This is a genomic window from Nocardioides marinus (genome assembly GCF_013408145.1).
In the GTDB taxonomy this organism is placed as follows: Bacteria; Actinomycetota; Actinomycetes; order Propionibacteriales; family Nocardioidaceae; genus Nocardioides; species Nocardioides marinus.
The window spans coordinates 1907022-1929484 of the sequence record NZ_JACBZI010000001.1; the positions used below are offsets into that span (position 1 = coordinate 1907022).

19 protein-coding genes are annotated in these 22463 nt (G+C 71.7%); 7 read left to right on the plus strand and 12 right to left on the minus strand.

The genetic code is table 11. From position 1 onward, the window contains the following. Positions 1-43: 43 nt before the first annotated feature. The 5 genes from tkt (at position 44) to BKA05_RS09120 (ending at position 6946) form a co-directional block, all read left to right on the plus strand. Positions 44-2227, plus strand: coding sequence for a transketolase (gene tkt / locus BKA05_RS09100; protein WP_179531154.1), 2184 nt, complete (start codon positions 44-46; stop codon positions 2225-2227). A gap of 45 nt (positions 2228-2272) precedes the next feature. Further along, on the plus strand, positions 2273-3379 hold the full coding sequence (gene tal, locus BKA05_RS09105) for a transaldolase (protein ID WP_179531155.1): 1107 nt from the start codon (positions 2273-2275) through the stop codon (positions 3377-3379). Between the two features lie 2 nt (positions 3380-3381). Beyond that, positions 3382-5031 carry a glucose-6-phosphate isomerase gene (pgi, locus tag BKA05_RS09110; protein ID WP_179533085.1) on the plus strand — a complete coding sequence of 550 codons (1650 nt, stop codon included), beginning with the start codon at positions 3382-3384 and terminating at the stop codon, positions 5029-5031. Beyond that, the gene (gene pgl / locus BKA05_RS09115) at positions 5028-5762 is read left to right on the plus strand and encodes a 6-phosphogluconolactonase (RefSeq protein ID WP_179531156.1); all 735 of its coding nucleotides are present in this window, start codon (positions 5028-5030) and stop codon (positions 5760-5762) included. The genes pgi and pgl overlap by 4 nt, the downstream gene beginning before the upstream one ends. A gap of 347 nt (positions 5763-6109) precedes the next feature. Then, positions 6110-6946, plus strand: coding sequence for a hypothetical protein (locus BKA05_RS09120; protein ID WP_179531157.1), 837 nt, complete (start codon positions 6110-6112; stop codon positions 6944-6946). A 157-nt stretch (positions 6947-7103) separates the two neighbouring features. Here BKA05_RS09120 and BKA05_RS09125 read toward each other — a convergent pair whose 3' ends face one another. The 11 genes from BKA05_RS09125 to uvrA all read right to left on the minus strand — a co-directional run bounded on the left by BKA05_RS09125 (position 7104) and on the right by uvrA (position 19735). Next, positions 7104-7463, minus strand: coding sequence for an RNA polymerase-binding protein RbpA (locus BKA05_RS09125; RefSeq protein ID WP_179531158.1), 360 nt, complete (start codon positions 7461-7463; stop codon positions 7104-7106). Positions 7464-7501: 38 nt separating this feature from the next. Beyond that, positions 7502-7732 carry a preprotein translocase subunit SecG gene (gene secG / locus BKA05_RS09130; RefSeq protein ID WP_179531159.1) on the minus strand — a complete coding sequence of 77 codons (231 nt, stop codon included), beginning with the start codon at positions 7730-7732 and terminating at the stop codon, positions 7502-7504. Positions 7733-7781: 49 nt separating this feature from the next. Then, a complete protein-coding gene (gene tpiA, locus BKA05_RS09135) occupies positions 7782-8573 on the minus strand; it encodes a triose-phosphate isomerase (protein ID WP_179531160.1) in 792 nt (263 codons plus the stop codon). 3 nt (positions 8574-8576) lie between these two features. Continuing rightward, the gene (locus BKA05_RS09140) at positions 8577-9794 is read right to left on the minus strand and encodes a phosphoglycerate kinase (RefSeq protein ID WP_179531161.1); all 1218 of its coding nucleotides are present in this window, start codon (positions 9792-9794) and stop codon (positions 8577-8579) included. A 2-nt stretch (positions 9795-9796) separates the two neighbouring features. Then, positions 9797-10792, minus strand: a complete 996-nt coding sequence (gap, locus tag BKA05_RS09145; RefSeq protein ID WP_179531162.1) for a type I glyceraldehyde-3-phosphate dehydrogenase — start codon at positions 10790-10792, stop codon at positions 9797-9799. Positions 10793-10967: 175 nt separating this feature from the next. Continuing rightward, a complete protein-coding gene (whiA, locus tag BKA05_RS09150; protein WP_179531163.1) occupies positions 10968-11954 on the minus strand; it encodes a DNA-binding protein WhiA in 987 nt (328 codons plus the stop codon). A 31-nt stretch (positions 11955-11985) separates the two neighbouring features. After that, a complete protein-coding gene (locus BKA05_RS09155; RefSeq protein WP_179531164.1) occupies positions 11986-13035 on the minus strand; it encodes a uridine diphosphate-N-acetylglucosamine-binding protein YvcK in 1050 nt (349 codons plus the stop codon). Then, the gene (gene rapZ, locus BKA05_RS09160; RefSeq protein ID WP_179531165.1) at positions 13028-13897 is read right to left on the minus strand and encodes an RNase adapter RapZ; all 870 of its coding nucleotides are present in this window, start codon (positions 13895-13897) and stop codon (positions 13028-13030) included. The genes BKA05_RS09155 and rapZ overlap by 8 nt, the downstream gene beginning before the upstream one ends. Before the next feature lie 19 nt (positions 13898-13916). Next, positions 13917-15947, minus strand: a complete 2031-nt coding sequence (uvrC, locus tag BKA05_RS09165) for an excinuclease ABC subunit UvrC (RefSeq protein ID WP_179531166.1) — start codon at positions 15945-15947, stop codon at positions 13917-13919. A 157-nt stretch (positions 15948-16104) separates the two neighbouring features. After that, positions 16105-16620 carry a Rieske (2Fe-2S) protein gene (locus tag BKA05_RS09170; RefSeq protein ID WP_179531167.1) on the minus strand — a complete coding sequence of 172 codons (516 nt, stop codon included), beginning with the start codon at positions 16618-16620 and terminating at the stop codon, positions 16105-16107. A 76-nt stretch (positions 16621-16696) separates the two neighbouring features. Next, complete coding sequence (gene uvrA, locus BKA05_RS09175) at positions 16697-19735, minus strand: excinuclease ABC subunit UvrA (RefSeq protein WP_179531168.1); 3039 nt, start codon at positions 19733-19735, stop codon at positions 16697-16699. A gap of 198 nt (positions 19736-19933) precedes the next feature. On the opposite strand from uvrA, the gene BKA05_RS09180 reads away from it, so the two are divergent. Next, the gene (locus BKA05_RS09180; RefSeq protein ID WP_179531169.1) at positions 19934-20662 is read left to right on the plus strand and encodes a maleylpyruvate isomerase family mycothiol-dependent enzyme; all 729 of its coding nucleotides are present in this window, start codon (positions 19934-19936) and stop codon (positions 20660-20662) included. Beyond that, a complete protein-coding gene (locus BKA05_RS09185; protein WP_179531170.1) occupies positions 20662-21336 on the plus strand; it encodes an MBL fold metallo-hydrolase in 675 nt (224 codons plus the stop codon). The genes BKA05_RS09180 and BKA05_RS09185 overlap by 1 nt, the downstream gene beginning before the upstream one ends. Positions 21337-21357: 21 nt before the next feature. Here the strand turns inward: BKA05_RS09185 and BKA05_RS09190 are convergent, their stop codons facing one another. Further along, complete coding sequence (locus tag BKA05_RS09190; RefSeq protein WP_179531171.1) at positions 21358-22458, minus strand: 2Fe-2S iron-sulfur cluster-binding protein; 1101 nt, start codon at positions 22456-22458, stop codon at positions 21358-21360. Positions 22459-22463 lie beyond the last annotated feature (5 nt).

Consider the following 22463-nt stretch of genomic DNA (forward strand, 5'->3'; position numbering starts at 1 on the left):
CGAGCTCGTACGGGTGAAGACAGAGCGCACCCGAGAGGTGCGAATGGGAGTCTACTGCTCAGTCTCGGTAGGCTCGGAACCGCCTGCTCGCAGGCCCCACGACCGCACCGGAAGGAACCCTGTGATCCTCAGCCAGCAGCTGGACTGGACCGACATCGACGACAAGGCGGTGGACACCGCCCGGGTCCTGGCGATGGACGCCGTGCAGAAGGTCGGCAATGGACACCCCGGCACAGCCATGAGCCTGGCCCCCGTGGCCTACCTGCTGTTCCAGAAGGTCATGCGGCACGACCCCGCCGACCCCGAGTGGGTCGCCCGCGACCGCTTCGTGCTCAGCTGCGGCCACTCGAGCATCACCCTCTACACCCAGCTCTTCCTCGGCGGCTTCGGCCTCGAGCTCAGCGACCTCCAGGCGCTGCGCACCTGGGGCTCGAAGACCCCCGGTCACCCGGAGCTCGGCCACACCGCCGGCGTCGAGGTCACGACGGGTCCGCTCGGCCAAGGTGTCGCCAACGCCGTCGGCATGGCCATGTCGGCGCGCCGCGTGCACGGGCTGCTCGACCCCGAGGCCGCAGCCGGCGAGGGCCTGTTCGACCACGACGTCTACGTCCTGTGCTCCGACGGCGACCTGCAGGAGGGCGTCAGTGGCGAGGCCTCCTCGATCGCCGGCACCCAGCAGCTCGGCAACCTCACGGTGATCTACGACCGCAACCGGATCTCGATCGAGGGCGACACCGACGTAGCCTTCACCGAGGACGTCGCGAAGCGCTACGAGTCCTACGGCTGGCACGTGCAGACCGTCGACTGGACCCAGGGCGGGGAGACCTACAAGGAGGACGTGCACGCGCTCTACGACGCAGTGCGCGCAGCGTCCGAAGTCACCGACAAGCCCTCGATGATCGTGCTGGACACGATCATCGCCTGGCCGGCGCCCAACGCACAGGGCACCGAGGCCGCCCACGGCAGCGCCCTGGGTGCCGAGGAGGTCGCCGCGACCAAGAAGGTCATGGGCTTCGACCCCGAGCAGCACTTCCAGGTCTCCGAGGAGGTCCTCGCCCACACCCGAGCGCTGCGCGAGCGCGGCGCGGCGTGGGGCAAGGAGTGGGACGAGCGCTACACCACCTGGGCCGAGGCCCACCCCGACCGCGCCGAGCTCCTGCACCGGCTCAAGCGCCGCGACCTGCCCGAGGGCTTCGAGGCGGCGCTGCCGTCCTTCGAGCCCGACGCCAAGGGCGTGGCCACCCGGTCGGCCTCCGGCAAGGTCATCAACGCCGTCGCCGGCCTGATGCCTGAGCTGTGGGGCGGCTCGGCCGACCTCGCCGGGTCCAACAACACCACCATCAAGGACGTGCCGTCCTTCCTGCCTGCCGACAACGGTGCCGAGGGCTACGAGGCCGACCCCTACCAGGGTCGTGTGCTCCACTTCGGCATCCGTGAGCACGGCATGGGCGCGATCATGAACGGCATCGCGGCCGACCGGCTCACGCGCGTCTTCGGCGGCACCTTCCTCACCTTCTCCGACTACATGCGCGGTGCGGTGCGCGTCGCCGCCCTGAGCCGGCTGCCGGTCACCTACGTGTGGACCCACGACTCGATCGGCCTCGGCGAGGACGGCCCGACGCACCAGCCGATCGAGCACGTCGCCTCGCTGCGCGCGATGCCGGGCCTCGACGTCGTCCGGCCCGCGGACGCCAACGAGGTGGCCGCGGCCTGGGCCGAGGTCCTGCGGCGTACCGACGGGCCGGCCGCCCTGGCGCTGACCCGGCAGAACGTCCCGGTCTTCCCCCGCGGCGAGCACGACGGCGAGGTGTGGGGCTCGGTCGAGGGCGTCGCCCGCGGCGGCTACGTCCTGCTCGACACCGACGGCGAGCCCGACGTCGTCCTGATGGCCACCGGCTCCGAGGTGCAGCTGGCCGTCGAGGCCCGCGGCATGCTGGCCGCCGAGGGCATTGCCGCCCGCGTCGTCTCGCTGCCCTGCCTGGAGTGGTTCGAGGAGCAGGACCAGGCCTACCGCGACACCGTCATCCCCCCGCACGTCAAGGCCCGCGTCTCGGTCGAGGCCGGGGTCAAGATGGGCTGGCGGGAGTACGTCGGCGACGCCGGCCGCATCGTCTCCATCGACCAGTACGGCGCCTCGGCCGACTTCGCCCGGCTCTACACCGAGTTCGGCATCACCGCCCAGGCGGTCGCCGACTCCGCCCGCGACAGCATCGCCGCGGCCGGCTGAGACCACCACCCACCACCACGCACGACTCGACACCGAGGAGCACGCATGAGTGAGCGACTGAAGGCCCTGGCCGACGCCGGGGTGTCGATCTGGCTGGACGACCTGTCCCGCGAGCGGATCGAGACCGGCAACCTGGCCGAGCTCGTCGAGCAGAGGTCGGTCGTGGGGGTCACCACCAACCCCACGATCTTCGCCGGCGCGATCGCCGACGGCGAGCGGTACGACCAGCAGGTCCGCGACCTGGTGGCCGAGGGCAGGTCGGTCGACGAGGTCATCTTCGAGCTGACCACCGAGGACGTCCGCAACGCCTGCGACGTGCTGGCCCCCGTGGCCGAGCGCACCGCGGACGACGGCCGCGTCTCGATCGAGGTCGAGCCGGCGCTCGCGCACGACACCGACGCCACCATCGCCTCCGCGAAGGCGCTCTGGGCGGCGGTCGACCGGCTCAACGCGCTGATCAAGATCCCGGCCACGGCCGCTGGTCTGCCGGCGATCACCGCCGTGATCGCCGAGGGCATCAGTGTCAACGTGACCCTCATCTTCAGCGTGGAGCGCTACCAGGCGGTCATGGACGCCTACCTCGAGGGTCTGGAGCGGGCCAAGGACGCCGGGCACGACCTGTCGCAGATCCGCTCGGTCGCCTCGTTCTTCGTCTCCCGCGTGGACAGCGAGGTCGACAGCCGCCTGGAGAAGATCGGGACCGACGAGGCGCTCGCCCTGCGCGGGCGCGCCGCCGTCGCCAACGCCCGCGTCGCCTACGGCGCCTTCGAGGGCGTCCTGGCCTCCGAGCGGTGGCAGCAGCTGGCGGCGGCCGGGGCACGGCCGCAGCGCCCGCTGTGGGCCTCGACCGGCGTGAAGAACCCCGACTACCCCGACACCCTGTACGTCACCGACCTCGTGGTCGCCGACACCGTGAACACGATGCCCGAGAAGACGCTCGAGGCGGTCGCCGACCACGGCGAGCTGCAGGGTGACCAGGTCAGCGGGCGCGCCCGGGAGGCCCAGGAGCTGCTCGACGCGGTCGTCGCCGCCGGGGTGGACTGGGCCGAGGTGCTGGAGGTCCTCGAGTCCGAGGGCGTCTCGAAGTTCGAGGCGTCCTGGGACGAGTTGGTCGAGACGGTCCGCGCACAGATGGAGAAGGCGAAGGCGTGAGCATGGGCCAGGCACCGGTCGACCCCACGTCCACCGCGGCCTGGCCGCGGCTCGCCGCCCTGGCCGGCGAGCTCGAGCCCGACCTGCGTCGGTGGTTCGTCGAGGACCCGTCGCGCGCTGAGCGGCTGACCCACGAGGTCGGCGACCTGCGCGTCGACCTGTCGAAGAACCTCGTCGACGACGCCGTGCTCGGGGCGCTGGTCGACCTCGCACGGGCGGTGGGGTTGGAGGAGCGTCGCGACGCGATGCTGCGCGGTGAGCGCATCAACGTCACCGAGGACCGTGCGGTCCTGCACACGGCCCTGCGGCAGCCGCGCGGCGCGTCGTTGCACGTCGACGGCCAGGACGTCGTCGCCGACGTCCACGAGGTGCTCGACCGCGTCTACGCGTTCGCCGAGCAGGTGCGCTCGGGCGAGTGGACCGGCGTCACGGGCAAGCAGATCGAGACCGTGGTCAACATCGGGATCGGTGGCTCGGACCTCGGGCCGGTGATGGCCTACGAGGCCCTGCAGCCCTTCGCCGACGGTCCGGCGTGCCGGTTCCTGTCCAACATCGACCCCACCGACGCCGCCCTCACGCTGCGCGGGCTCGACCCGGAGACCACGCTGTTCGTGGTGTCGTCGAAGACCTTCGGCACCCTGGAGACCCTCACCAACGCACGGCTGTGCCGCACCTGGCTGCTCGACGGGCTCCCGGAGTCGGTGCGCTCCGAGGCGGTGGCCCGGCACTTCGTCGCCGTCTCGACGGCGCTGGACAAGGTGGCCGACTTCGGGATCGACCCGGAGAACGCCTTCGGCTTCTGGGACTGGGTCGGCGGCCGCTACTCCCTGGACTCCGCCATCGGGACCTCGCTCGTCCTGGCCATCGGACCGGCAGCGTTCTCCGAGTTGCTCGCCGGGATGCACGCGGTCGACGAGCACTTCCGCACCACGCCGCTGGAGTCCAACGTCCCGGCCCTGATGGGGCTGATCAACGTCTGGTACGTCGACCTCCTCGGCGCCCGTACCCACGCGGTGCTGCCCTACGCCCAGCTGCTGCACCGCTTCCCGGCCTACCTTCAGCAGCTGACGATGGAGTCCAACGGCAAGAGTGTGCGCTGGGACGGCTCCCCCGTGACCGCCGGCACCGGCGAGGTCTTCTGGGGCGAGCCCGGGACCAACGGCCAGCACGCGTTCTACCAGCTGCTGCACCAGGGCACCCAGGTCGTGCCGTGCGACTTCATCGCGTTCGCGGCACCGTCGTACCCCCTGGTCGACGGCGAGCAGGACGTCCACGAGCTCCTGCTGGCCAACTTCCTGGCCCAGTCCCAGGCCCTGGCCTTCGGCAAGAGCGCCGAGGAGGTCCGCGCCGAGGGGACGGCCGAGCAGATCGTCCCGGCCCGGGTCTTCGCCGGCAACCGGCCCTCGACGTCGATCATGGCGCCCCGGCTCACGCCCTCGGTCCTGGGTCAGCTCGTCGCGCTGTACGAGCACATCACCTTCACCCAGGGCGTGGTGTGGGGCATCGACAGCTTCGACCAGTGGGGCGTCGAGCTCGGCAAGCAGCTGGCCACCCGGCTCGGCCCGGTCCTCGCCGGCGACGCCGACGCGCTCGCCGACCAGGACCCCTCCACCCGGGCCCTGGTCGCCTACTACCGGGAGCACCGGTCGTGACCGCCGCCCCGCGCGTCGAGGTGCACGCCGGCCCGGAGGAGCTGGCCAGGTCGGTCGCCGGTGAGCTGCTGCGGGTGCTGGCCGACGCCCAGTCCGCCGGCCGCCGACCGCACGTCGTGCTCACGGGCGGGTCGATCGCCGACGCCATCCACCGCGAGCTGGCGAGGCTCTCCCCCGGCTCCGGGGTCGACTGGACCGCCGTCGACCTCTGGTGGGGTGACGAGCGCTTCGTGGCGCGCGACTCCGCTGATCGCAACGCCGTCCAGGCACGCACCGCGTTCCTCGACGCGGTGGGGGTGCCGGCCGAGCGGGTCCACGAGGTCGCGGCCACCGAGGACGTCGACGACGTCGAGGCCGCCGCTGCGGCGTACGCCGCGGAGCTCGACGCGCACGGGCCCGAGGAGTTCGACGTGCTGATGCTCGGTGTCGGCCCGGACAGCCACATCGCCTCGCTCTTCCCCGGTCGCCCCGAGCTCGACGTCAGGGACCGGTCGTCCGTGCCGGTCACCGGCTCGCCGAAGCCGCCGCCCGAGCGAGTCAGCCTCACCTACCCCGCACTGGCCAGGTCACGGGCCACCTGGCTGCTGGTCAGCGGCGAGGCCAAGGCCGAGGCTGTCGCCCGCGCGCTGTCGCCCGAGCACACCTCCGTCGCCGAGACCCCGGCGTCGGGAGTCTCGGGGCGCGAGGAGACCGTCTGGTTCCTCGACCGCGCCGCCGCCTCCCGCCTCTGACCCGTCGAACCGGCGTATTGATACGCCGACTGGGCGCTCGTTCCGGGTCGAACCGGCGTATTGATACGCCGGCTCGGCGCTCGTTTCAGGTCGAACCGGCGCATTGATACGCCGGCTCGGCGCGAATGGACCGGGAATGGTCCACAAGGACGTCGCGGACGGGCCTCTCCACAGTCCTGGGTCCTCGGGCCCCGAGGGGAGCCTCACCGCAGCAACCTCTCGGTATGCGACCCACGCGACCGCCAGACGTCCGAGCGCAGGTACGGACGTTCGAACGCGCACCGTTCACCACAACCATGGCATGCGAGAAAGCCCTGACTCCTCGGCACCTTCGTCAGCTGGTAGCCATGGGCGTGGTCACACGCGTGCTCAAGGGGGTGTACGTCGAGGCCGGGGTGCCCGACGACCTCGACCTGCGCATCGCGGCACTCCGGCTGCACGCCCCGCCGGACACGGTGGTCTGCGACCGGCACGCCGCCTGGCTGCACGGCGCCGAGATGGTCCTCGCGCCGGGCGAGCACCTCGAGGCGATGCCAGTGCGGATGATGCGGCGCCGGGGGTCTGCCTCCCTGCGCAACCCGGTCTCCGTCCGCGGCGAGCGGGACCTGCGGGACGACGAGATCGTGGAGATGCAGGGACTCGCCGTGACCACGCCGCTGCGGACCTGCGCCGACCTCGGGATGGTGCGGTGGCCCTCGGAGTCACTGGCGGGGATGAATGCGATCTACCGCACCGGTCTGGTCGACAAGGAGCGGCTCCTCGCCCTGTCCGCCGGCTTCAAGGGTCGCCGCTGGGTCACCACGTTCCGCGCGGTCGCACCGCTGGTCCATGACTTGTGCGAGTCGCCGGCCGAGGACGTCCTCTGGTTGCGCTGCCACGAGGCCGGCCTCGACCTGCAGCCACAGGTGGAGCTGTGGGACGGGTCGGACTTCGTGGCTCGGTTCGACCTGGCCGACCCGGATCTGAAGTTCGCGGTCGAGTACGACGGGGCCGACTGGCACTCCACGCCCGAGCAGCTCGCGCGCGACCGACGACGCCGCGACCGAGCCCGGGCGCTCGGGTGGACCATCGTCGTGATCCGATCCGAGGACCTGTTCGCTCAGACGCTGCGGGCCGAGGAGCTGGTCCGCGCAGGTCACCGCGCGGCCCGCGCACGCGCCGACGTGGCGACGTACGTCGCGTGAGGGCACGACAACGGGGCGCTCAACGCAACCTCCGGATCGACCCGGCGTATTGATGCGCCGGCTCGGCGCCAAGGTCAGGTCGAGCCGGCGTATTGATACGCCGGCTCGGCACGAAGGACACGTCGACCCGGCGTATTGATGCGCCGGTTCGGCGGGATCAGAAGACCAGGTCGCCGGACTTGCGGCGGGACCGGAGCAGCTTGAGTGCCTCGTCGAGGATGTCGGCCGCCTCCTTGTCCGAGCGCCGCTCCTTCACGTAGGCAAGGTGCGTCTTGTAGGGCTCGATCTTCGGAGCCGGCGGTGGGTTGTCGCTGTCCAGGCTGGCGGGCAGGCCGCACTTGGGGCAGTCCCACGACTCCGGGACCTGCGCCTCGACCGAGAAGGCCACCACGACGCGGTGCTCGTGGGAGCAGAAGTAGGTCACGGTCTGGCGGGGGGCCGCATCGCCGCGCTCGGCCTCTCCCATCGGACCTGCGCCGACCCGGCTACCCCGGATCGCGTTTCCTCCACCAGCCATGGTGTCTTCTCCTTCGTCAGGCCCGAGAGGTCATCAGGTCAGTAGGCGAGCAGGAGCCCCAGGGCGATGACGGTGGCGAACCAGATGCCCCCGATGCCCACGGTCAGACGGTCCAGGTTGCGCTCCGCCACCGACGATCCGCCGAGCGAGGAGGACACACCGCCGCCGAACATGTCGGACAGGCCGCCACCGCGGCCCTTGTGCAGGAGCACCAGCAGGATCATCAGCAGGCTGGAGATCATCAGGATGATGGTGAAGAGCAGTTCCACGGTCGCAGATCCTACGTGATGAGAGGGACGGGAGGGGCGGCGGGCCGCGTCAGAGGACGGGCATGTCGTAGAACCGGCAGATCGCGCCGAACTCGTCGGCCTGCAGGCTCGCCCCGCCGACCAGGCATCCGTCGACGTCCGGCTGGGCCATGATGGCCCCGACGTTGGCGGCCTTGACCGACCCGCCGTACAGCACCCGGACACCATCGGCAGCCGCGTCCCCGTGCAGCTCGCGCAGGCGGGCACGGATGGCTCCGCACACCTCCTGGGCGTCGTCGGGGGTGGCCACCTCGCCGGTGCCGATGGCCCAGACCGGCTCGTAGGCCACGACCAGGGCCGCGACCTGCTCGGCGGAGAAGCCCGCCAGCGACCCCTCGACCTGGGCGAGAGTGTGAGCGACGTGCTCGCCAGCCTGGCGGACCTCGAGGCCCTCACCGACGCACACGATCGGGACCAACCCGGCCTCGACGGCCTTGTGGGCCTTGGCGCTGACCAGCTCGTCGGACTCCTGGTGGTACTCCCGGCGCTCGGAGTGACCGAGCACGACGTAGGAGCAGCCGAGCTTGGTGAGCATGGAGGTCGAGATCTCACCGGTGTAGGCGCCCGAGTCGTGCGCCGAGCAGTCCTGCGCGGCATACTTGATCGGGAGCCGGTCGCCGTCGACCAGCGTCTGCACCGAGCGCAGGTCGGTGAACGGCGGGACGACGACGACCTCGGAGCGCGCCGGGTCGTGCTTCTTGTCCGAGAGGGTCCACGCGAGCTTCTGGACCAGCACCACCGCCTCCTGGTGGTTCAGGTTCATCTTCCAGTTGCCCGCCATGAGCGGGGTACGTGCGGCCATGGGTCAGCCCTCCAGGACGTCGATGCCGGGGAGGGCCTTGCCCTCGAGGTACTCCAGGCTGGCTCCGCCGCCGGTGGAGATGTGACCGAAGGCGCCCTCGTCGAAGCCGAGGGTGCGCACGGCCGCGGCGGAGTCGCCGCCACCGACGACCGAGAGGCCCTCGGTGCGGGTGAGCGCCTCGGCCACCGCACGGGTGCCGTCAGCGAACTGCGGCACCTCGAAGACACCCATGGGGCCGTTCCAGAAGACCGTGCGCGCGTCGGAGAGCGCGGCGGCGAAGTCGGCGCCGGCAGCCGGGCCGATGTCGAGGCCCAGGCAGTCGGCAGGGATCTCCGTGGCCGGGACCACGCGGGGCTCCGGGGTGCGGTCGCCGGACGGGAAGGCCGTGTCGACCACGATGTCGCCGGGGAGCAGGATCTGCACCCCGAGCTCCTCGGCCCGCGCGAGGTAGCTGCGGCAGGTCTCGAGCTGGTCCTCCTCCAGGAGGCTCTTGCCGACCTCGTGGCCCTGGGCCTTGAGGAAGGTGAAGACCATGCCGCCGCCGATGAGCAGCTTGTCGGCCTTGCCGAGCAGGTTGTCGATGACGCCGAGCTTGTCGGAGACCTTCGAGCCGCCGAGCACGACGACGTACGGGCGCTGCGGCTCCTCGGTGAGGCGGCGCAGCACGTCGATCTCGGTCGAGACCAGCGTGCCCATGGCGCTGGGCAGGATCTGCGCGACGTCGTAGACGCTGGCCTGCTTGCGGTGCACGACCCCGAAGCCGTCGGAGACGAAGACGTCGGCGAGGTCGGCGAGCTGCCGGGCGAACCCGGCCCGCTCGCCGTCGTCCTTGCTGGTCTCGCCCGCGTTGAAACGGACGTTCTCCAGCAGGGCGACCTGGCCGTCCTCGAGCTGGGCGACGGTCTCGTGCGCCGACTCCCCCACCGTGTCGCGGGCGAACGCCACGTCGGTGCCGAGGAGCTCGCCGAGGCGAGCCGCCACAGGGGCCAGGGAGTAGCGCTCCTCGGGGGCGCCCTTGGGACGTCCGAGGTGGGCCGTCACCACCACGCGGGCGTCCGCGTCCGCGAGCCGACGGATCGTCGGCACGCTCGCGCGGATGCGCCCGTCATCGGTGATGACGGACCCGTCGAGAGGGACGTTGAGGTCGGAGCGGACGAGCACCCGCTTGCCGGCCACGCCCTGCTCGAGGAGCTGGTCGAGTCCCGTCGTCGCAGCAGTCATGCTCAGAGGGACTCGCCCACGAAGCCGATGAGGTCGACGAGGCGGTTGGAGTAGCCCCACTCGTTGTCGTACCAGCCGGCGACCTTGACCTGGTTGCCGAGCACCTTGGTCAGCGGCGCGTCGAAGATGCACGAGGCCGGGTCGGTGACGATGTCGGAGGAGACGATCGGGGCGGTGGAGTACCGCAGGAAGCGGCCGTCGGCGGCGGCCTCGACCGCGGCGTTGACCTCCTCGACCGAGGTCTCGCGCGAGGCCTCGAAGGAGAGGTCGGTCAGCGAGCCGGTCGGGGTCGGGACGCGCAGCGCGTAGCCGTCGAGCTTGCCCTTGAGCTCGGGCAGGACGAGGCCGATGGCCTTGGCGGCACCGGTCGAGGTGGGGACGATGTTGATCGCCGCGGCGCGGGCCCGACGCAGGTCCTTGTGGATGTTGTCCTGCAGGTTCTGGTCGGCGGTGTAGGCGTGCACCGTGGTCATCAGGCCCTTGTTGATCCCGATGGCGTCGTTGAGCGCCTTGGCCATGGGGGCCAGGCAGTTGGTGGTGCACGAGGCGTTGGAGATGACCGTGTGCGCGGCGGGGTCGTAGAGCTCGTGGTTGACGCCCATCACGATGGTGATGTCCTCGTTGGAGGCGGGCGCGGAGATGATGACCTTCTTGGCGCCGGCGTCGACGTGGGCCTTGGCCTTGGTCGCGTCGGTGAAGAAGCCGGTGGACTCCACCACGACGTCCACGCCGAGGTCGCCCCAGCCGAGGTTGCCCGGCTCGCGCTCGCTGGAGACCTTGATCTCCTTGCCGCCCACGACGATCGCGTCAGCGGTGGCCTCGACCTCCTCGCCCATGACGCCGAGGATCGAGTCGTACTTCAACAGGTGGGCCAGCACCGCGTTGTCGGTGAGGTCGTTGATGCCGACGATCTCCAAGTCGGCCCCGGAGGCCTGCACGGCCCGGAAGAAGTTGCGGCCGATCCGGCCGAATCCGTTGATACCTACGCGCACGGTCACTGCTGCTCCTGGGTCGTCCGACATGGTCGATCGGGTGGTGTTCGGGCGGGGCGGCCGTGACGGCCGGCTCCCCGGCCGACCCTACCGCGAGCACACCGGCGGCCCACCGGGGGTCGTCGGGCTCGGACGCCGTCCTCGTACGGCGGAGCAGGGAGTGTCCGTCGGGCGGGGAGGCTCAGGCGTCCTCGGCGAGCATGTCGGGGGTCAGCGAGGACTCCGTGTCGGGGATGCCGAGCTCCTCGGCGCGCTTGTCGGCCATGGCCAGCAACCGCCGGATCCGGCCCGCGATCGCGTCCTTGGTGAGGACCGGCTCGTGCAGCTGCCCGAGCTCCTCGAGCGAGGCCTGCTTGTGCTCGACCCGCAGGCTGCCGGCGAGCTTGAGGTGGTCGGGGACCTCGTCGCCCAGGATCTCCAGGGCCCGCTCGACCCGGGCTCCTGCCGCCACCGCGGCGCGCGCGGAGCGGCGCAGGTTGGCGTCGTCGAAGTTGGCCAGCCGGTTGGCGGTCGCGCGCACCTCGCGGCGCATGCGGCGCTCCTCCCAGGCCATCAGGGACTCGTGGGCGCCGAGCCTGGTCAGCAGCTGACCGATGGCGTCACCGTCGCGGATCACGACACGGTCCACGCCACGGACCTCGCGGGCCTTGGCCGAGATGCCGAGCCGGCGAGCGACGCCGACGAGCGCGAGGGCGGCCTCCGACCCCGGGCAGGTGACCTCGAGCGAGGACGAGCGCCCCGGTTCGGTGAGCGACCCGTGGGCGAGGAAGGCGCCGCGCCAGGCGGCGACGGCGTCGCAGGCGCCGCCGGACACCACCGCCGGGGGCAGGCCACGGACGGGTCGACCGCGCTGGTCGAGCAGGCCGGTCTGGCGGGCGAGCGCCTCGCCGTCACGCACCACCCTGACGATGTAGCGGCTGCCCTTGCGCAGGCCGTTGCCCTGCACCATCACGACGTCGGAGTGGGCGCCGTAGACCTCGGAGACGTCCTTGCGCAGTCGTCGTGCGGCAGCACCGGTGTCGAGCTCGGCCTCGACGACGATCCGGCCGCTCACGATGTGCAGCCCACCGGCGAAACGCAGCATCGAGGCGACCTCGGCCTTGCGACAACAGGTCTTGGTGATGGGGGTGCTCGACAGCTCCGCCTTGACCTGTGCCGTCATCGCCATGGGGCGATCCTCGCACGCACGTCAACGACCCTCAGGCCCCGGCCATGACCGACTCGTAGGCGTCGGCCAGCAGCCGCGGGTCGTGGCGTGGGGAGCCGTCGGCGGCCGCCACGTCCGCGAGCACCAACCGCGCACCGACGGCCGCGGTCAGCTCCTCGAGGTGCCAGGCCGCCTCGGCTCCCGCCCGCCGCAGCGTGCCCGCGTCGGCCAGCACGCTGTGCAGCGGGAGGTCGGGCGCGTGCTCGAGCAGCACCGAGAGGTGGTCGGCCGGGCTGAAGCCGCCGGTCTCCCCCGGCTGCTCGGCGAGGTTCAGGACGACGACGACCTTGGCGGAGGTGGTGGTGAGCGCGTCGCGCAGGTCGGGCACCAGCAGGTGCGGGATGACCGAGCTGAACCACGAGCCCGGTCCCAGGAACACCCAGTCGGCCGCGCCCAGCGCGGCCAGCGCGTCGGGGCTGGTGGGCGGTGCCGGCGGGTCGAGGGCCACGCTGGTGATGACCCCCTCGGTGGTGGCGACCTCCACCTGGCCGCGCACGACCTCCAGCGCGTCGGGGTCGTCGGGGTCCAGGCCCCGGACCTCCGCGTGGATGTCCATCGGGCACAGCGCCATCGGGAGCACCCGGCCCTTGGCGCCCAGCAGGCGACCGACGATGTCGAGGGCTCCCACGTGGTCGCCGAGCTGCTCCCACAGGGCCACGATGAGCAGGTTGCCCACCACGTGGCCGTTCATCTCGCCCTCCCCGGCGAATCGGTGCTGCAGGACGCCCTCCCAGGTGCGTCCCCACTCGTCCTCGCCGCACAGCGCGGCCAGCGCCATCCGCAGGTCGCCGGGTGGGAGGACGCCGAACTCACCTCGCAACCGACCCGACGAGCCCCCGTTGTCGGCGACCGTGACGACGGCCGTGAGCTCGTCGACCACGACGTCGTCGACCAGGTGGCGCAGGGCCCGCAGCGACGCGTGCAGGCCGTGGCCGCCGCCGAGGGCGACGACCGCCTGGGCGCGGTCGAGCCCGCCCCCGGCCCCGGCGGTGTCGCCGGGCCCCTGCCCGGGGAGCGGGTCGTGGGACCAGAGGTCACTCACGGCCGAGGTCCCGGTGGGTGGCCGTGGCCTGGTGGCCGAGCTCCTGGAGGCGGCGGGTGATCTCCTCGGTCATCGCGACGCTGCGGTGCTTGCCGCCGGTGCAGCCGATCGCGACCCTCATGAAGCGCTTCCCCTCGCGGAGGTAGCCCTCCGCCACCCCGGTGAGCACCGGGACGTAGGCGTCGAGGAACTCCGCGGCACCCGGCTGGGATAGCACGTAGTCGGAGACGTCGGAGTCCCGGCCGGTGTGCGCCCTCAGCTCGGGGATCCAGTGCGGGTTGGGCAGGAACCGCATGTCGGCGAGGTAGTCGGCGTCGACCGGGATGCCGTACTTGAAGCCGAAGGAGACCACCCGGATGTGCAACCGGGTCGTCTCCTCGGTGCCGAAGGCCTCACGGATCCGCGCGGTCAGCTGGTGGACGTTGAGGGAGGTGGTGTCGATGAGCAGGTCCGCCTCGCCGCGCAGGTCGGCGAGCACGGTGCGCTCGCGCACCAACCCGTCGAGCAGCCGACCGGTGCCCTGCAGCGGGTGCGGTCGGCGAGCCGCCTCCTGCCGGCGTACGAGCAGGTCGTCGCTGGCCTCGAGGAACACCAGGGTGGCGCGCCGCCCGGTCGCGCCGTGCGCGAGGTTCTCCTGCAGGTCGTCGAAGAACGAGCCCGACCGGACGTCGACCACGACGGCGATCGGCTGCTGCGGGCCGCGGGACTCGTCGACGAGCCGGACCACGTCACGCAGCAGGGACGGTGGCAGGTTGTCCACCACGAAGTAGCCGAGGTCCTCCAGCTCCTTCGCGGCGGTGCTGCGACCGGCACCGGTCATGCCGGTGACGACCACCAGAGGGCCGGTCTCGGGGATGCTCATCGCGGTGTCACTGCTCCCGTCACTCTTCCTCGATCTCACCGGTGGCGGTGTTGACGGAGACCACCGTAGGCCCGTCCGGGCGCCCGGTCGCCGCTCCACCCGCGCCCGCCCGGCCGCCGGACACCGCGGCCTTGATGGACTCCGCGGTGCGCACCCCGATCCCCGGGACCTGCGCGATCTGCTCGACCTCGGCCTCCCTGAGCTTCTTCAGGGAGCCGAAGTGCTTGAGCAGGGTCCTGCGCCGGACCTCCCCCAACCCCGGGACGTCGTCGAGGACCGACTCGACCATCGACTTCGAGCGGCGGTTGCGGTGGTGGGCGATGGCGAAGCGGTGGGCCTCGTCGCGGATGCGCTGGAGCAGGTAGAGCCCCTCGCTGCTGCGGGCGAGGATGACCGGGTCCTCCTCACTGGGGAGCCAGACCTCCTCCAGGCGCTTGGCCAGCCCGCAGACCGGTACGTCGTCGATGCCGAGCTCGTCGAGCGCCCGCTGCGCCGCGGCCACCTGGGGCGGCCCGCCGTCGACCACGACCAGCCCCGGCGCGTACGCGAACTTGCGGGGTCGCCCGGTCTCGGGGTCGACCAGCATCGGGCCGGACTCCTCGGTGCCCGGCTTGAGCTCGGAGCGGGCCTGCTCGTCGAGCAGCCGGCGGAACCGCCGGGTGATGACCTCGTGCATCGAGGCGACGTCGTTCTGTCCGTCGACGCCCTTGATGACGAACTTGCGGTACTCCCCCTTGCGGGGCAGGCCGTCCTCGAAGACGACCATCGAGGCCACCACCTCGGTGCCCTGGAGGTTGGAGACGTCGTAGCACTCGATGCGCAGCGGCACGTCGTCGAGCTCGAGGGCCTGCTGGATCTCCTCCAGCGCGCGGTTGCGGGTGGTGAGGTCGCTGGCGCGCTTGGTCTTGTGCAACGCCAGCGACTGAGCGGCGTTCTTGGCGACGGTCTCGGCCAGCGCCCGCTTGTCGCCCCGCTGGGGAACCCGGATGCGGACCCGACTGCCGCGCAGGTCGCTGAGCAGCTCCTCGAGGGTCTCGACGTCCGGAGGCAGCGCCGGAACCAGCACCTCGCGCGGGATGGAGTCGGCGTCGCCGGCGTAGAGCTGGAGCAGGAAGTTCTCGACCAGCTCAGGGGTCTCGCCCTCGTCCATCCGGTCGGCGACCCAGCCGCGCTGGCCACGGATACGCCCGCCGCGCACGTAGAAGACCTGCACCGCGACCTCGAGCGGGTCCTCCGCCAGGGCCACCACGTCGGCGTCGGCACCATCGCCCAGCACGACCGCCTGCTTCTCCAGCGCACGCTGCATGGCGCCGAGGTCGTCACGCAGCCGGGCGGCCTTCTCGAAGTCGAGTGCCTCGCTGGCGGCGTACATCTCCTTCTCGATGCGGCGGATGAACGGCTTGGTCTGACCGCCCATGAAGTCGCAGAAGTCCTCGACGATCTCCCGGTGCTCCTCGGGCGAGACCTGCCCCACGCAGGGGGCCGAGCACTTGTCGATGTAGCCGAGCAGGCAGGGGCGACCCACCTGGGCGGAGCGCTTGAAGACGCCGTTGCTGCACGAGCGCATCGGGAAGACCCTCAGCAGGATGTCGACGGTCTCCCGGATCGCCCAGGCGTGGGAGTAGGGGCCGAAGTAGCGGGTGCCCTTGCGCTTGGCTCCGCGCCCCACCATCACGCGGGGGAACTCCTCACCGAGCGTGACCGCCAACCAGGGGTAGGACTTGTCGTCGCGGTACTTCACGTTGAACCGCGGGTCGTACTCCTTGATCCAGGAGTACTCCAGCTGCAGCGCCTCGACCTCCGTGCCCACGACGGTCCACTCCACCGAGGCGGCCGTGGTCACCATGGAGGCCGTGCGCTGGTGGAGGTTGGCGATGTCCTGGAAGTACGACGACAGCCGCGCCCGGAGGTTCTTGGCCTTGCCGACGTAGATCACCCGGCGCTGGGCGTCACGGAAGCGGTAGACGCCCGGCTGGGTCGGGATCGAGCCCGGCTCGGGACGGTAGGACAGCGGTCCGCGGGACGTGCGGGGAGTCGGTCGGGCGGGCACGCCATCAGCCTACGAGGGACCGGGGACACTCCTGGTGCTGCGGGTCCGGCCGCGACCGGCGTACCCACGGGTCGAACCGGCGTATCAACACGCCGGCTCGGCGTGCTGGTCCCGTCGAACCGGCGTATCAACACGCCGGCTCGGCGTGGGAGGTGGATCAGGCGCGGGAGATGTCCTGGCCGTCGACGGTGAGCTGCACCGCGCCGAGGGCGGAGGTCGCGGGGCCGGCGGTCGGGGCGCCCGAGGTGAGGTCGAAGACCGAGCCGTGGCAGGGGCAGCTGATGCCGGCGTCGCTCACCGAGTCGACCGGGCAGCCCTGGTGGGTGCAGGTGATCGAGAAGCCGAGGAACTCCCCCTCAGTCGGCTGCGTGACGACCACGCCCTCGTCGGGGAAGACCGCACCGCTGCCCACGGGCACGTCGGCGGTCGAGGCGAACGCCGCCGAGGCAGCGCTGCCACCGGAGGACCCGCTGTCGGTCGACGGCGACCCGCCCGTCGAGGCGCCCGGGGAGCCGGCGGGGTCGGTGGCGCTGGAGTCGTCACCTGCACAGGCCGCGAGGAGCGGCAGCCCCAGCCCCACACCGGCGACACCGCCGAGGGCGTGGCGGCGCGAGAGCGTCGGGCGCGCAGCGGCGGTCTGACGGGACGGGCGGGGCTCCGTGGGCTGGCTCATCGGGGTCCTCTCGAGGGTCGGGGTGCGGCGAGCCTAGCCAGGTGGGCCCCAGGCGGACCGCCGACTCCGACTCCTCTCAGGACTTCTTCACCGTCCGCTTGGCAGCGGGCTTCTTCGCGGCGGACGCCTTCTTCGTCGCGGTCCGCTTGGCGGCGGCACGCTCGTTGGCGGTGCGCTGCGCCGCCTGCCGACGGGTGGCACGCACCTGCGCGGGGGCGGCCGAGGCGGCCAGCAGGCCCTCGGGCTGCTCGGCCTCCTTGCCCTCCAGCAGCGGGGCGAGGAAGCGGCCGGTGTGGCTGTCGGGGTCGGCCGCGACCGCCTCCGGAGTGCCCTCGGCGACGACCATGCCGCCTCGCGAGCCACCCTCGGGCCCCATGTCGACCAACCAGTCGGCGGTCTTGATGACGTCGAGGTTGTGCTCGATGACCAGCACGGTGTTGCCGGCATCCACCAGACGACCCAGCACCAGCAGCAGCTTGCGGATGTCCTCGAAGTGCAGACCGGTCGTCGGCTCGTCGAGGACGTAGACGGTGCGGCCGGTGGAGCGCTTCTGCAGCTCGGCCGACAGCTTCACGCGCTGGGCCTCGCCGCCGGACAGGGTGGTCGCGGGCTGCCCGAGCCGGACGTACCCGAGGCCGACCTCGACGAGGGTCTTGAGGTGGCGATTGATCGCCGGCACCGCGGCGAAGAACTCCACCGCCTCCTCGATCGGCATGTCGAGGACCTCGGCGATGGTCTTGCCCTTGTAGTGGACCTCGAGCGTCTCGCGGTTGTAGCGCGCACCGTGGCAGACCTCGCAGGGGACGTAGACGTCGGGCAGGAAGTTCATCTCGATCTTGATCGTGCCGTCGCCGGCGCACGCCTCGCAGCGCCCGCCCTTGACGTTGAACGAGAACCGGCCCTGGAGGTAGCCGCGCATCTTGGCCTCGGGCGTGGCCGCGAAGAGCTTGCGCACGTGGTCGAAGACGCCGGTGTACGTCGCGGGGTTGGAGCGCGGGGTGCGCCCGATCGGCGACTGGTCGACGTGGATCACCTTGTCGACGTGCTCGAGACCGGTGATCGCCTTGTGGCGCCCGGGCAGGGTGCGGGCGTTGTAGAGCTGCTTGGCCAGCGAGGTGTAGAGGATGTCGTTGACCAGCGTCGACTTGCCCGAGCCGGAGACACCGGTGACGGCGACGAAGAGCCCCAGCGGGAACGTGACGTCGACGTCGCGCAGGTTGTGCTCGCGCGCCCCGAGCACCGTCAGCTCCCGACCCTCGGTGCGGGGGCGACGCTTGGCCGGGACGGGGATCTCACGGCGTCCGGAGAGGTACTGACCGGTCAGGGAGTCGGGGTGGGCCAGCAGGTCCTCGACGGTGCCGCTGTGGACGACCTGGCCGCCGTGCTCGCCGGCGCCCGGACCGATGTCGACGACCCAGTCGGCCACCTTGATGGTGTCCTCGTCGTGCTCGACGACGATGAGGGTGTTGCCGAGGTCCTTGAGCCGCAGCAGCGTCTCGATGAGCCGGTGGTTGTCGCGCTGGTGCAGACCGATCGACGGCTCGTCGAGGACGTAGAGCACGCCCACGAGACCGGCACCGATCTGGGTCGCCAGCCGGATGCGCTGCGCCTCGCCGCCGGACAGCGAGCCGGAGGCCCGGTCGAGGGAGAGGTAGTCCAGGCCCACGTCGAGCAGGAACTGCAGCCGCTCGTGGATCTCCTTGAGCACCCGCTCGCCGATCTGGCGCTCGCGGGCGGTCATCTCCAGGTCCGCGAGGAAGGCCGCGGACTCGTTGATGGGCAGGGCGCAGACCTCGGCGATGCCGCGCTGCTCGCCCGTGCCGGACTGGAGGGTGACCGATTGCGAGACCGCCTTGAGCCGCGAGCCCTTGCACGTGGGGCAGGGCACTTCGCGCATGAACGACTCGAACCGCTCGCGGCTGGTGTCGGACTCGGCCTCGCGGTGGCGGCGCTCCACGTAGCCGCGCACGCCCTCGAAGTCGGCGTAGTAGGCGCGCTCGCGCCCGTAGCGGTTGCGGGTGACGACGTGCACCTTGCTGCCGTGACCGTCGAGGATCGAGCGCTGCGCCTTCGCCGACAGGTCCTCCCACGGGGTGTTGAGGTCGAAGCCGACCTCGTCGCCCAGTGCGCCGAGCAGGCGCAGGAAGTAGTCGCTGATGTGGGCGTGGGACCACGGTTGGATCGCGCCCTCGCCGAGCGTGGCCGAGGGGTTGGGGACGACCAGCTCGGGGTCGACCTCCATCCGGGTGCCGAGGCCGGTGCAGGCCGGGCAGGCGCCGTACGGGGAGTTGAAGGAGAAAGAGCGCGGCTCGAGCTCGTCGACGTCGATGGTGTGCTCGTTGGGGCACGCCATCTTCTCGCTGAACCGCATCTCGCGGTGCTCGTCGTCCTCGGGGAGGTCGACGAAGTCGAGGACGACCAGGCCGCCGGAGAGCGTCAGCGCGGTCTCGACCGAGTCGGTGAGCCGGCGCTTGGCCGACTCCTTGACCGCGAGCCGGTCGACCACGACCTCGATGGTGTGCTTGAGCTTCTTGTCCAGGGTCGGCGGCTGGTCCAGGGAGTGGGTCTCCCCGTCGACGCGCACGCGCGAGAAGCCCTGGGTCTGGAGCTGGGCGAAGAGCTCGACGTACTCGCCCTTGCGGCCGCGGATCACCGGAGCGAGGACCTGGAAGCGGCGCCCCTCCTCCAGCGTCAGGACACGGTCGACGATCTGCTGCGGGGTCTGCCGCTCGATCTTGGCGCCGCAGGTGGGGCAGTGCGGCCGGCCGGCGCGCGCGTAGAGCAGGCGCAGGTAGTCGTAGACCTCGGTGATCGTGCCGACCGTCGAGCGCGGGTTGCGCGAGGTGGACTTCTGGTCGATCGAGACCGCCGGGGAGAGGCCCTCGATGAAGTCGACGTCGGGCTTGTCCATCTGGCCGAGGAACTGCCGCGCGTAGGCCGAGAGCGACTCGACGTAGCGACGCTGCCCCTCGGCGAAGATCGTGTCGAAGGCCAGGGAGGACTTGCCGCTGCCGGAGAGCCCGGTGAACACGATGAGCGAGTCGCGCGGCAGGTCGATCGAGACGTCCTTGAGGTTGTGCTCGCGCGCCCCGCGGATGATCAGCTGGTCGGCCACAGAGAGGTCTCCTGGGTTGGTGCCCGGCGGTCCGGGTCGGGGGTGCCCGAGCGCGGCCCGCAACTCGAACACGTGTTCGTCATGGTACGTCGACCCCCTGGTCGACGCCCGTCGGGACCATCTCACGCAGCACCGACAGTCCGGGGAACACCCGGACGTGGGCGTTCATGCCCGCCGCGGTCGGGGCAGGATGGCGACGTGACCGACACCACGGACCTCACCGCCGTCCACGCCGCGATCGACGCCCTGTACGACGCGACGCAGCGGCTGGTCCGGTCCGTCGACACCATGACCGACGACACCTGGCACGGGGACAGCCTCCTCCCCGGCTGGACCAGGGCGCACCTCGTCGCCCACCTGACCCTGAACGCGGAGGGTCTCGCCGGGTCGCTCGAGGGACTGCGCCAGGGCCGCGGCGTCCCGATGTACCCCTCCGCGGAGGCCCGGGACCACGACATCGAGGAGCTGTCGGGCGCCGCGGTCCCGGTCGTGCGGGACCGCCTGCTCGGCTCGGTCAGTCGCTTCGCCGACGCCGTGGCGGCCATGGACGACCAGGAGTGGTCGCGACGGATCGACCGGGTGCCCGGGGGTCCCACGTTCCGCGCGGCAGCCGTGCCCGCCATGCGCTGGCGTGAGGTCGAGATCCACCACGTGGACCTGGCCGTCGGCTACGGCCACCAGGACTGGCCCCACGCCTTCGCCGAGGCGACGGTGGACTCCATGGCCGCCCGCCTGGCCGACCTCTCCCCCGGGTTCCGCCTGCTGCTCACCGACGCCGGGCGCGAGCGCGATGTCGGTAACGTCGCGCCCGACGCCCCCGTGGTGCGGGGCTCCGCGGCCGACACGGCACGGTGGCTCAGCGGTCGTGGGGACGGGACCGGCATGAGCAGCGAGGGCGGCGACCTGCCGCAGATCGGAGCATGGTGATGGAGACCTACACCGGAGACGTGACGCCGGGAGACCCCGCCCAGACCCGCGACCTGGGGTGCCTGACCCTGACGAAGGTCGCGGTCGACCCGAAGATGAGCAACAACAGCTACCTCCTGCGCTGCGCCGAGACCGGCGACCAGGTCCTCGTCGACGCCGCCGACGACGCCGGGACGCTGCTGGACCTCGTCGGGGACGGCGGGCTCGTCTCGGTCGTGACGACCCACCAGCACTGGGACCACCACCGCGCGCTCGCCGAGGTCGTCGAGCGGACCGGTGCGCAGGTGCTGGTCGGCGAGCCGGACGCCGACGCGGTCACCGAGCAGACCGGCGTGCCCGTCGACGTACGCCTCGAGCACGGGGACCGGGTGGCCGTCGGCTCGTGCGAGCTCGAGGTGATCGCCATCGCCGGCCACACCCCCGGCTCGATAGCGCTGCTGCACCGCACGGCCCACGGCGGCACGCACCTGCTCACCGGCGACTCGCTGTTCCCCGGCGGGGTGGGCGCGACCTTCGGGGACGCCGACGCCTTCGCCCAGCTCATCGACGACGTCGAGGAGAAGGTGTTCGGCACGCTGCCGGACGAGACGCACTTCTACCCCGGCCACGGCGCCGACGGCCGGCTCGGCGACGAGCGGCCGCACCTCGCCGAGTGGCGCGAGCGCGGCTGGTAGTCGCCCCCGCGCCGCGACCGGTCAGGAGTACGTCGCGCGGACGGTGTCGGTGACCGGGACCGACTGGCAGCCCAGGCGGATCCCGTCGGCGAGGTCCTCGTCGTCGAGCACGTCGTTGTGCAGCATCTTGACCTCGCCCTCGAGCAGCCGGACGGCGCAGGCCGAGCACTCCCCCTCGCGGCAGGAGTACGGCGCCTTCACGCCCTTGGACTCCAGGTGCTCGAGCAGCGTCGTGCCCGGCTGCCAGTCGTCGAAGGCGTGCGTCTCGCCGTCGAGCTCGACCTCGAGGCGCACCGGCTCCTGCGGACCGTCGGGCACGTCGACCGGTGCCGCACCCTCGGCGCCGTCCTCCGACTCGGCCTCCGCGACCTCCTGGGCGGCTGCCGCGACCTCGGCCACGTCGCCGAACGGGTTGCCGCCCAGCGAGACGAACTTCTCCTGGTGCCGGCGCTCGCGGGGGAACTCCAGCTCGCGCAGCGCGGTGACGACCAGCTTCATGAAGGGCGCCGGGCCGCAGACGAACGCGTCCCAGGTGGTGTACGCCGACGCGAACGCCTTGAGCTGCTCGCCGGTCGGCAGCCCCTGCACCGACTCCAGCCAGTGCACGACCTGCAGCCGGTCGGGGTGCTCGGCCGCCAGTCGCGTGAGCTCCTCGGCGAAGATCACCGAGCGCTCGTCGCGGTTGGCGTAGAACACCACGATCCGGCCGGAGCCGTGCGCGAGCGCGGTGCGGGTGATCGACATGATCGGGGTGACGCCGCTGCCGCCGGCGAAGAGGAGCAGGTCGGCGTCCAGCGAGGCGGGGGTGAAGATGCCGCTGGGCGGCAGCACCCGCATGGTCGAGCCGACCTCGAGGTGGTCGCAGACCCAGTTGGAGGCGTAGCCGTCGACGGTGCGCTTGACCGTGACCGTCAGCGGGCCGCCGTCGTGCGGGCTCGAGGACAGCGAGTAGCAGCGGGCGGCGAGGCCGTCGCGGTCACTCGGCACCGCCAGGGTCAGGAACTGGCCCGGCTTGTACTCGAAGGCGGACTCGGCGCCCTCGGGCACCCGGAAGGAGATGGAGCGCGCGTCGGCCGTCTCGTCGACGACCTTCACGACCTCCAGCACGTATGAGTCGGTCACGGTGG

Excerpts from the sequence above, each read along its gene's own strand:
- tkt (WP_179531154.1), top strand. The coding sequence starts at position 44 with ATGGGAGTCTACTGCTCAGTCTCGGTAGGCTCGGAACCGCCTGCTCGC.
- tal (WP_179531155.1), top strand. The coding sequence starts at position 2,273 with ATGAGTGAGCGACTGAAGGCCCTGGCCGACGCCGGGGTGTCGATCTGG.
- pgi (WP_179533085.1), top strand. The coding sequence starts at position 3,382 with ATGGGCCAGGCACCGGTCGACCCCACGTCCACCGCGGCCTGGCCGCGG.
- BKA05_RS09120 (WP_179531157.1), top strand. The coding sequence starts at position 6,110 with ATGGGCGTGGTCACACGCGTGCTCAAGGGGGTGTACGTCGAGGCCGGG.
- BKA05_RS09125 (WP_179531158.1), bottom strand. The coding sequence starts at position 7,463 with ATGGCTGGTGGAGGAAACGCGATCCGGGGTAGCCGGGTCGGCGCAGGT.
- tpiA (WP_179531160.1), bottom strand. The coding sequence starts at position 8,573 with ATGGCCGCACGTACCCCGCTCATGGCGGGCAACTGGAAGATGAACCTG.
- BKA05_RS09140 (WP_179531161.1), bottom strand. The coding sequence starts at position 9,794 with ATGACTGCTGCGACGACGGGACTCGACCAGCTCCTCGAGCAGGGCGTG.
- whiA (WP_179531163.1), bottom strand. The coding sequence starts at position 11,954 with ATGGCGATGACGGCACAGGTCAAGGCGGAGCTGTCGAGCACCCCCATC.
- rapZ (WP_179531165.1), bottom strand. The coding sequence starts at position 13,897 with ATGAGCATCCCCGAGACCGGCCCTCTGGTGGTCGTCACCGGCATGACC.
- BKA05_RS09170 (WP_179531167.1), bottom strand. The coding sequence starts at position 16,620 with ATGAGCCAGCCCACGGAGCCCCGCCCGTCCCGTCAGACCGCCGCTGCG.
- BKA05_RS09185 (WP_179531170.1), top strand. The coding sequence starts at position 20,662 with ATGGAGACCTACACCGGAGACGTGACGCCGGGAGACCCCGCCCAGACC.